This is a genomic window from Anabaena sp. UHCC 0253 (assembly GCF_009712085.1).
In the GTDB taxonomy this organism is placed as follows: domain Bacteria; phylum Cyanobacteriota; class Cyanobacteriia; order Cyanobacteriales; family Nostocaceae; genus Dolichospermum.
On record NZ_VILD01000011.1, the window covers coordinates 1 to 9,946 of the forward strand.

13 protein-coding genes and 2 rRNA genes are annotated in these 9,946 nt (G+C 35.0%); 6 read left to right on the forward strand and 9 right to left on the reverse strand.

From position 1 onward, the window contains the following. Together FJR38_RS23835 and rrf are read left to right on the forward strand one after the other, a co-directional pair. A 23S ribosomal RNA gene (locus tag FJR38_RS23835) occupies positions 1–243 on the forward strand; the annotation flags it as partial. A 178-nt stretch (positions 244–421) separates the two neighbouring features. Beyond that, a 5S ribosomal RNA gene (rrf, locus tag FJR38_RS23840) occupies positions 422–539 on the forward strand. Positions 540–620: 81 nt separating this feature from the next. On the opposite strand, the gene FJR38_RS23845 is transcribed toward rrf, so the two are convergent. From FJR38_RS23845 to FJR38_RS23865, 5 genes are all read right to left on the reverse strand, one after another. After that, positions 621–812 carry a hypothetical protein gene (locus tag FJR38_RS23845; RefSeq protein ID WP_168497017.1) on the reverse strand — a complete coding sequence of 64 codons (192 nt, stop codon included), beginning with the start codon at positions 810–812 and terminating at the stop codon, positions 621–623. Between the two features lie 35 nt (positions 813–847). Then, positions 848–1,045: a hypothetical protein gene (locus FJR38_RS23850; RefSeq protein ID WP_168497015.1), complete on the reverse strand. Its 198-nt coding sequence runs from the start codon at positions 1,043–1,045 to the stop codon at positions 848–850. Between the two features lie 110 nt (positions 1,046–1,155). After that, entirely contained in the window at positions 1,156–1,458 is a 303-nt protein-coding gene (locus FJR38_RS23855) for a DUF1036 domain-containing protein (RefSeq protein WP_168497013.1), read from the reverse strand. A 14-nt stretch (positions 1,459–1,472) separates the two neighbouring features. Continuing rightward, complete coding sequence (locus tag FJR38_RS23860; RefSeq protein ID WP_168539828.1) at positions 1,473–2,264, reverse strand: GTPase family protein; 792 nt, start codon at positions 2,262–2,264, stop codon at positions 1,473–1,475. 13 nt (positions 2,265–2,277) lie between these two features. Next, a complete protein-coding gene (locus FJR38_RS23865) occupies positions 2,278–2,958 on the reverse strand; it encodes a GTPase family protein (protein WP_168497007.1) in 681 nt (226 codons plus the stop codon). 261 nt (positions 2,959–3,219) lie between these two features. Between FJR38_RS23865 and FJR38_RS27895 the strand changes: the two genes are divergently transcribed. The 4 genes from FJR38_RS27895 (at position 3,220) to lysS (ending at position 6,708) form a co-directional block, all read left to right on the forward strand. Continuing rightward, positions 3,220–3,558 (forward strand): hypothetical protein, encoded by a 339-nt coding sequence (locus FJR38_RS27895; protein WP_217360053.1) that lies wholly within the window; start codon positions 3,220–3,222, stop codon positions 3,556–3,558. Next, complete coding sequence (locus tag FJR38_RS27900; RefSeq protein WP_371418278.1) at positions 3,450–4,595, forward strand: NB-ARC domain-containing protein; 1,146 nt, start codon at positions 3,450–3,452, stop codon at positions 4,593–4,595. The genes FJR38_RS27895 and FJR38_RS27900 overlap by 109 nt, the downstream gene beginning before the upstream one ends. A 110-nt stretch (positions 4,596–4,705) precedes the next feature. Continuing rightward, positions 4,706–5,065 carry a VOC family protein gene (locus FJR38_RS23875; protein ID WP_168497005.1) on the forward strand — a complete coding sequence of 120 codons (360 nt, stop codon included), beginning with the start codon at positions 4,706–4,708 and terminating at the stop codon, positions 5,063–5,065. Between the two features lie 56 nt (positions 5,066–5,121). After that, positions 5,122–6,708, forward strand: a complete 1,587-nt coding sequence (gene lysS, locus FJR38_RS23880) for a lysine--tRNA ligase (RefSeq protein WP_168539830.1) — start codon at positions 5,122–5,124, stop codon at positions 6,706–6,708. A gap of 199 nt (positions 6,709–6,907) precedes the next feature. Here the strand turns inward: lysS and FJR38_RS28800 are convergent, their stop codons facing one another. The 4 genes from FJR38_RS28800 to FJR38_RS23900 form a co-directional block, all read right to left on the reverse strand. Beyond that, positions 6,908–7,126, reverse strand: coding sequence for a hypothetical protein (locus FJR38_RS28800; protein WP_254449547.1), 219 nt, complete (start codon positions 7,124–7,126; stop codon positions 6,908–6,910). An 88-nt stretch (positions 7,127–7,214) separates the two neighbouring features. Next, a complete protein-coding gene (locus FJR38_RS23890; RefSeq protein WP_168496999.1) occupies positions 7,215–7,577 on the reverse strand; it encodes a papain fold toxin domain-containing protein in 363 nt (120 codons plus the stop codon). A gap of 123 nt (positions 7,578–7,700) precedes the next feature. Next, positions 7,701–8,963, reverse strand: a complete 1,263-nt coding sequence (locus FJR38_RS23895) for an FAD-dependent hydroxylase (RefSeq protein ID WP_168539831.1) — start codon at positions 8,961–8,963, stop codon at positions 7,701–7,703. 77 nt (positions 8,964–9,040) lie between these two features. Continuing rightward, a complete protein-coding gene (locus FJR38_RS23900; protein WP_168539832.1) occupies positions 9,041–9,799 on the reverse strand; it encodes a YebC/PmpR family DNA-binding transcriptional regulator in 759 nt (252 codons plus the stop codon). Positions 9,800–9,946: the final 147 nt, after the last annotated feature.

The window sequence follows — 9,946 nt, forward strand, 5'->3', positions numbered from 1 at the left end:
ACGAGAGGACCGGGAGGAACGCACCGCTGGTGTACCAGTATCGTACCAACGGTAAACGCTGGGTAGCCAAGTGCGGAGAGGATAACCGCTGAAAGCATCTAAGTGGGAAGCCCACCTCAAGATGAGTACTCTCACTACAAAAAGTAGGTAAGGTCACGGGCAGAACACCCGTTAATAGGCTCTAAGTGGAAGTGCAGTAATGTATGTAGCTGATGAGTACTAATAGACCGAGGGCTTGACCTCTTCTACAATTGATAATTGACAATTGACAATTGACAATTGATAATTAAAAATGTCAGTTTTTGGTAGTTAATTATGACGGCTGATTCTCTTTCTTTTTGCAGTCTTCAGGGTTGTGAGCGCCCTAAGTTAAAAACTGAGAGTTAATTTTTAATTCTAAATTTTTAATTTTTAATTGTTTCCTGGTGTCTATGGCGCAGTGGAACCACACTGATCCCTTCCCGAACTCAGAGGTGAAACGCTGCTGCGGCGACGATAGTTTGGGGGTAGCCCCACGTCACAATAGCTCGATGCCAGGTCTATTAATCAACATCACCCTCTCATTTCATCATGAGGGGGTTTTGTTTTGGGTTTGTTATGTGAAAGTGGGCAACTTTAGCTTAAAATTGATCTCTTAAATAGTCAAATAGCATTTCAATTATTGCTTCACTGATTCTTTCCCAAAGCCATTCCATAGCAGTTTTAATCCATGATTCAAATGAGTTTTCACTCGCAAGAACAGCTTTTTTTTGTGCATGAGAAAGTTGACGATAACGGCTAATAATTTCTTGTTCTTCATCTGATAATTCCATCTTTTACTCCTGTTTAAAGTGTTTTCTTAAAGTTCTTAGAATAAACCTTTCAGCAAACTCCATAAATCGTTAGCATAGCCTTTAATTTTATCCCATACCCATGAAACCGAAGTTTTAATCCAATCAATAAAAGACTGCTTACTAGCGGTTACTGCTTTCTTTTGAGATTGAGAAAGTTGTCGAAAGCTTTTAATGATTTCTCTTTCTTCTGGATCTAAATCATCATAATCCATTGGTTAGCGTCTCCTAACGTAGTGAAAAAAATTAAACTGTTATTTTTAGTGTTTATATTCTCTAAGGGTTTTGATGAGTTTTTCTTCATCATCAGTTAAACTAGAACTGGTTAGTGTGAGAAGATAAGTTTCACTGTTGCCAACATCAATTTTCCTAACTCTTTAATTTCAAATGCGGCAGTTTTTACATAAAATGGTACACTTCCACTCCATTTCCCTGAATAGCCACTATTCCTGGCGTAGTAAGCATAATAGTAATAATATCTATTCAGAAGTTGTTTTGCGTATGGGGTAATAGTACAACCGGGTTGAATCGTCCACCATCCTTCAGATATCCAATCATCTTCGATTCTGTCCCAATAACCAAATGCTAGATAAATCTTCCCATTCGTCTCATTTGTGAACTGAAACACAAAAAGTATCTCTCCTAATCTTCTAATTGCTTTCTCAATAAATTCTGGACAGATGGATCTGCTAGTTCAATAGGATCAGCAGGATTAATACTAAATTTCCAGCCGACATTACCCGATGCTTTGATAATTGTTGCTAGAAGATGATAAAGTCTGTATCTTTTCTCCGCTGAGTAATATTCGACTTGTTCAACTTTAATTGAAAGGGCAGAACTTAACTTCTTCTGAATATCTTGACAACGACGATTGATATTGTCTTCCTGTTCAGGAGATGGATAATTAAACTTGGTATTCCATGTACCAGGACCTATTTTATCAACTTGATTTAATCCCACTACTAAACGACCTTTTAAGTTACCCATGACGTTTTCTACAATGTCTCTGAGTATTTTTTGATCTTCTGTTAATGCCTTTAAATTTCCCTGAATAACATAGAGAACAACATCCGCTTTTGGTAAAGTTCGCTCGTAAATTTTAGCGTATTCTTCATCTAGTTCGATGTCTTCTCCTAAACCAGGCATATCAATAACTTCTAATTTTCCTCCTTGGGGTAATTCAATTATTTGTTTACTTGCTTCTGTTGTTCCATGACCCGTGTGACTAACTTTTTCTTCTAAACCAAATAAGGAGTTAATGGTGGTACTTTTCCCAACGCCAGATTTACCAATAATAGCTACTTTGGGAGGATGTGCTAGTTCTTCTTGAACTAATCTTTCAAAAAGTTTAAAGTCTTTATCACCTAAAACTTTGCGTAAGTTATCTACAACTTTTTGTTGTTCTGGTGATACTTTCTTCTGAAAAAGTCCCATTTTTGTAACTCCTCTAATTCAAGTTATTAATTGGATTTGCAAGATAATTAAAGTTGTTAATTGTATTGACAAGATTGTCTAGCCCATAATTATTAACAACAGAACAAGGAATAATATGTTGTTTTTCAATGGGTATGTAGGGAGAGAAGCGTTGATAGACAATTTCTAATTTCTCTGGGATTAGAGATAATTGTTCTGGTGATGGTTGATTTTTCAAAGTATCCCAATTTTCAGGATGTACTCTATCAATTTGATTAAGAACAATTAGATAATGAGCATCAGGTACTTTTTGTTTGTTGTTGGTTAATTTCAAGATTGCTTTTTGATCTTCTGCAAATGCACGGGTATCAGCCTGAAGAACCAACAAAATTACATTTGCTTTGTGAAAAGTTTCATAAATATGTTCAAAATGCTGATCATCCGCATATTCACTCTCTCCAACACCAGGAGTATCACAAAGTCGCCAAGTAAAATCTTTACCCTGATGAATTTCAGGTAACATTTTACCTTCGTATTCGGTGACGGTTTGAGTACAAGCAACAGCATAATCTGTACGCCAATTTACCCCAAATAAAGCATTGGAAAGACTTGTTTTCCCTGTACCTGTTTGACCAAATTTAGCTATGGTTGGAGGACTAACCTCTATATTAACAGGGGGTTGCTGGGTTTTTCGTTCACTACTTAAGTAAGACATTGTGATTAATTTTTGAGTGACTCTATTTTTTGATCACGAATAAAATCAGATTCTCTGAAAAATATCAAACATTGCTTTGAGTAAGTTGTTTTTTTACTTAATTATCATTGTTTCAAAAATCTGAGTCATCTGTCCATTGGAAAACATCGGATTTTATCGGGAGATTTATTACAAATTTTTACGTATAAAATCGGAAAATATGCGTAAAAATAGGATTATCTTTTGCTATAATTACCGAAACCCTTAACCTATATAGTTTTTATGACTGTAGATGAAGTTGTAAAATTTGTTGATCAAATGGTATTTGAAAAAACGGGAAAACATCTAGATGATATCCAAACTGCTGTAGTTGAAGGTACATGGAAAAGAGAAACTTATGATCAGATTGCTAGGGAATATAATCTTTCTAGTAGTCATGTAGGAGATGTAGGATCTGAGTTATGGCAACTTTTATCTAAAATATTACATGAAGATATAAAAAAAACTAATTTTTGTTCTACTTTGGAAAGAGTATATTATATTATATTAACTCATCTCAAAATTCCAATATTTATTGGAGTGGGAAGAATCCTTATTTTGATTTTAGTTCGCCAATATTAAATCAACCTAATAAAGAAGAGGAAAAAAGTAATATAAATACGGAATCTAAATTATCTAGTTATGATTTAACCTTAGCTCCTGAAATTATAAAATTTTATCAACGTGGAACACAGTTAGAACAACTCTCTGATTGGATCTTTAAGCAAAATACTTGTTTGATTTCAGTATCAGGATTATATGGAACTGGTAAAACTACTTTAGTTAAAAGATTTGTTGATTTAAACTTACATAAATTTGCAGTCGTTATTTGGAGAAGGTTAAAATATCCTCAATCTTTAAATTTACTTGTTAGCGATTTATTGAATGTTTGTCAACAAGAACCTCAATCAACTTTAGATAAGCAATTAAGGCAATTATTTGATATTCTTGCAAATCAGAAATGCTTAATTATCCTTGATGATTTACAAAATATATTTATCCCTGGTAAATTTGCTGGACAATACAAAGTTGAATATCAAGATTATCAAAACTTTTTTACTATGATTAGAGAGGTTAAACATCAAAGTCATGTAATTGTGATTAGTCAACAACAATCTCCAGAAATGGAATGTTTAGATGATGAATTATATCCGATTAAGTCTTTAGAACTATCAGGATTATATGATGTTGATATTCTCCAAAATAGAGGATTGAAAAATGAAGATTATTGGTTACAATTAATTGATTTATATGCAGGTAGTTTTATTGATTTAAAAAGTGTGAGTATCTTAATTAACAAGAATTATGATGGTCAAGTTGCTGATTTTTTAGCCGAGAATACTTTGCATATTACTAATCAAATGCAATCTCGACTTCAGGAAATATTTAACCATTTATCAACCCAAGAAAAAGAAATAGTATTGCATTTAAGCAAGTTTGAAATACCTGTTACTAGAGATTATTTAAAAGAGAGTTTAAGTTTATCTGTTATTGATTTTAATAATGGTTTACAATCTCTACAACAAAGGTATTTGGTAACGAAAATAAAAAATAATAAAATCTTGTTTCTATTGTCTTCAGTTTTTAGGGAATATGTGAGAAATTATTGTCAAAATTGATGATGATTTCATAAAAAATATAGGTCATATTTCTTTATATATGTTTAATCAATTACATAAGTCCTAATTTTACAGATAAAATTGTACTATATTTTTAACAAAACAAAAAAATGCAAATTATCCAAAGTCTTCATACTGCTATTCTAGTGACTGATTTAGAACGTGCTGAATATTTTTATGGTCAGGTATTAGGATTAAATAAAGTAGAACGTCCTTTAAAATATCCCGGTGTCTGGTATCAAATTGGTAATTATCAACTTCATCTGATAGCTGCGGCTACTGTACCAACCGATAAGCAACAGGAAAAATGGGGACAAAATCCTCATATTGCTTTTGCTGTGGTTGATTTGCAGGTTGTGAAAGAGGAGTTAATCGCTAAAAACTATCCTTTTCAGGCTAGTGCTTCTGGTCGGGCGGCGATTTTTATTAAAGATCCAGATCGCAATATTATTGAACTTAGTCAACAATGAGATTATTCTCCATGACAAAAGCTAAAATGGATGGATTGTGAAAAGATAAATAGCAAATGTTTTGGGCTGATAAAATCGCTGCTGATGCAGTAGGCTACCAGGTAGTTAATGATTCTAAGACTCCATCAGGAAGAGTACACGTTGGGTCATTGCGGGGTGTGGTTATCCATGATGTTATTTACCGTGCTTTGAAACACGCAGGTAAACCTGTCAAGTTCTTGTATGGTGTGGATGACTATGACGCATTGGATACGGTTCCAAAATACTTAGATCAGGAAAAGTTTTCTCCTTATTTGGGCTTTCCGCTGTGTAATGTGCCTTCTCCTGGTGATGATGCTAGTGATTATGCTAAATATTTCATTGGTGAATTTTTTGAAGTTTTTGAGTATTTAGGAATTAAACCAGAAACTTATTTTCTCCGGGATTTATATCGTTCTGGAAAACTTAATTCTCATATAGATACTTTCTTGAAAAATGCTCATTTGGTGAGAGAAGCATATAAAGAAGTAAGCAAAGCAGATCGTCCAAATAACTGGTATCCTTTTCAAGTTGTTTGTGAAAATTGCGGTAAGATTGCCACAACTGTCACTACAGATTATAACGGTTCAGAAGTATTTTACACCTGTAAACCTGATGCAACTGACTATGTAAAAGGTTGTGGACATTCTGGTTGGGTTTCTCCTTTTAATGGTAATGGTAAGTTACCCTGGAAAGTTGAATGGGTGGCTAAATGGGATGTGTTGGGTGTAACTATCGAAATGGCTGGGAAGGATCACTCGCAAAAAGGTGGTTCTCGTGATGTTGCTAATGCTATTAGTCGCAAGGTTTTACAAAAGCAACCTCCTTTCCATTCTCCCTATGAATTCATTCTTGTAAATGGGACAAAGATGAGTTCTTCTAAAGGAGTTGGTTCGAGTGCAGAAGAAATTGCGGCTTTACTTCCACCGGAATTGCTGCGCTTTTTAATGTTGCGGACTCAGCCAAGAACTGTAATTAATTTTGCGCCAAATTATGAAACTACTACTCGTTTATTTAGAGATTACGATACTTTAATTAATAAGTATTCTAATTCTCCCGAATTAACTGAGGAATTAATGTCGTTATTTTACGCGCAGGTAGGGGATGAAATTAAAACTTTCCAACCTTTTGATTTTAGTACGTTGATTTCTCTGTTGCAAGTTCCGCGTTTAAATATTCAGGAAGAGGTTGTACAACGTAGTCCACAGCCTTTAAATGAGTATGATCAGCAAATTATTAATCAAAGAATTGCTGCTGCTCAAAAGTGGTTACAAGATTATGCAGATGAGGAAGAAAAGTTAGTTCTTTATTTGGAACAAGTTCCAGAAAAAGCTAATGATTTGAATTCCGAACAAGTTGCTTATTTGCAAAAATTGAGGGAGAATTTGCAGAATATTCCTAATTGGGAAGCTGAAGAATTACAAACTTTGATTTTCTCGACTACTAAGGAGTTAGGAATTCAACAAGCCAATGCTTTTAAGGCTTTGTATCTATCTTTTTTAAATAAAGAAAAGGGTCCGAAAGCTGGCGGGTTGTTGTCTTATCTAGAAAAGTCTTTTGTAATTTCCCGGTTACAAGATGTTGTGGCTTTGAATGCAGATAAGGAAAAAGCGGAAGTTTCTTAATTACTTTTTTGATGGTGCGTTATGCTGTGGCTAACGCACCCTACAAGTTTCTTATCACGATATTTGGGATTTCGTATCTAGACTATTAACGTAAATTATCAAATTTCATAATTTAGCTAGTATTTCCTCATAATCTGTAACGACATTCTCCGATTCTGCATCTAGACTTTTATCACGCTGCTTAAACTCATCTAATAATCTAAAAAACAGTTAAAAGCATCTTTTCATCACGGGTAAATAGCAAGATAATATTAGACCAAGAATTGGAAGTTCTCACATTAAAATGTCTTTGTATCCAAGGCTGGAAATTATCATAAAAATCAGTATCTTCTTGTGTTAATTCTAACCCCATCTCACTCCGCGCAAATTGATATCCCACTAAAAAATGACGTAAAATAGTGATGGTAAGATTTACCAATATACATTCCTGGTCTGTTTTTTATTTTTTGCAAAACTTCATAGATTCCTTCCATTTTAAACTCCTAGCTGTGGTGCTGCTTCTTTTACTATAGCGAATCTATCTCAGTGACGGTAAATTGATGACTAAGACAATCAAAATCATTCAGCCAATCTTCTCGCGTCATTCCCTCGACTGAGAGATTATCGAAAACTTTACCAAAAACTTCGACTCCATAATGAGTACCGTTATCTGTAATCGAATCAGTAATATCTTGTTTTTCTAAGCGCCAACTCAAAATATATTCATCGTTCCGAGTTGTTGTTTTTAATTTGATAATTTTTCCTTCAATATTATTTTGTTGTAACCATTGGTAGATAGCTCTGGCACAATCATCACATTGATAAAGGTCAAACTTTTGAATTATTTTACCAATTTCTCTAAAAATCTCATGATGAGATAATTGAATCACCAAGTCCTCCAGTTTTCATTATAAGGTTAAAGTTGTTAAGGTGCTTCAGATATCAAAAATCTATTTATGGCTGGCTGAGTTATCGAGTCTGACGCACCCTAAGATATATTGGTTTTGATAATTTCACCGTTTGGCTAATTCTGGAGTTTTTCCCTTTAAGCCAATCATCAATTTCAGGGCGAATATTTTTACAATGGGAACTCGCTGCATTATCCATAAACCCAAACGACGAATTATTACCACTGGTAAAAAGTTGTTAGAAAAAACTCGATCTAATAAATCGGTGAAACCTAAAATTGCGAGGTTTTCTTTTTTTCTCCAGCGTTCATATTGCTTGAGTATGGAAATATTACCAATATCTTGGCGATTTTGATGGGCAGTTTGGATGATTTCAGCTAATGCGGCTGCGTCACGAATCCCTAAATTTAAACCTTGTCCACCGACGGGATGACAATTATGTGCTGCATCACCAATTAATGCTAATCTAGGGAGGACATAGCGATCGCTCTGCATTAACTGTACCTGAAAAATAAATCTGTCTCCTAATAATTCTAATTTACCCATTTGATCACCATAACGCTTTGTCAGTTCTGCTAAAAATTCCTGATCATTTAAAGCACATAAAGCTTTCGCTTCCTCATGGGGTGCTGTCCAAACAATGCGACAACGGTTTCCAGGTAAAGGTAAAATTGCAAATGGACCACTAGACCAAAACTTTTCGTAAGCGGTGTTATTGTGGGGATTTTCTGGTTTGACAAAAGCCACAATACATGATTGCCAATATTTCCAACCTTTCGTTTTAATACCTGCGGCTTGACGAATTGGAGATTTAGAACCATCGGCAGCTACTAACAATTTACTGCGAATTGTTTGGGTTGTTTCATTAATTTTGATGTTAATTTTAACTATATCTAACTGATTTTCCGTACTAATAACTGCCGCTGGACACAAGATAGTTACATTTGCACAACTTTGCACAAATTCCTGTAAAGGTGCTAACAGTGCAGAATGTTCCGCCACATAACCTAATTCTGATGTCCCTAAATCAGCAGTTTGGAATTTCACCACATCAGGATAATCAGCATCAGAGAGACGAACTTGGTTATATTTGGCGACATTGGGGAGAATTTTGTCCCATAAACCAATTCCTTGGAAAATTTTTGCTGACAACATATGTACAGCATAAGCTTGTCCTTTAGCGACTGCGGCGGATGCCACTCTAGCCTCAATGAGGAGAATACTTAAACCAGAATCTTTTAAAGCTGCGGCTAGGGTTAAGCCGACAATTCCACCACCAACTATGACTAAATCATAATCATATCCCCAGTAGTTGTCTGTGGGGATGTGGGGAGAGGAAAGGGTGGGAGTAAGTTGGGAGAGGGACATTGTAAAGATAAATGAAGGCGTTTTAATTATTATTTTGACGCGATCGCGGCTGATAAGCAAGCTAACAACAAAAAATACTAAGCCATACTTAAAACCATCAAATTATCAGCCATTTCAAAATTCGCTGTCACGTTTTGGACATCATCTAATCCTTCTAGGGTATCAATTAATTTAAGAAGGGATTTAGCCTGATCTGCATCAGTAACTTCTACTTGATTACCAGGAATCCAACGCAGTTCTGCTTCAATAACTTTAAAACCTTGGGCTTTCAATGTTTGGCTGAGTTTCTCTAAATTTGTCACTTCCGTAAATACCTCAGCGGTTTCATCTGCAATCATTTCATAAGACTCAGCATTTCCTTCTAAGGAAGCTTCTAAAAGCTGTTCTTCATCAACAACACCTTCAATCACACAAACACCTTTTTGGGAAAACATCCAACTTACACAACCGATTTCTCCCAAATTTCCGCCATTTTTACTAAAAGATACCCGCAAATCCGCAGCAGTGCGATTACGATTATCTGTAAGGGCTTGAATTAAAATTGCTACACCTCCAGGACCATAACCTTCATAGCGAATTTCTTCTAAACTGGAGTTATCACCACCAAGAGTACCTGCACCTTTAGCAATCGCCCTATCAATATTATCATTGGGAATGCCCGCTGCTTTGGCTTTATCAATCGCTGTCCGTAATTGGAAATTACCTGCTGGATCTGGTACACCATTTCTCGCAGCCACAATTATTGCCCGCGATAGTTGGGTAAAGATATTTCCCCTTTTGGCATCTACTACAGCTTTCTGGCGCTTAATATTCGCCCATTTACTATGTCCTGACATAATCAACAAAAATATTCATCATCTTTCAAATATAGAATACACCCAGCTTTTACTCAAATGTAAATGTTGGCTTGATGCACTATCTATATTTGTCGGTAAAATCCATCTTAAAATAATTGAACAAAGTTAAATCTGCAAAATCAAAAA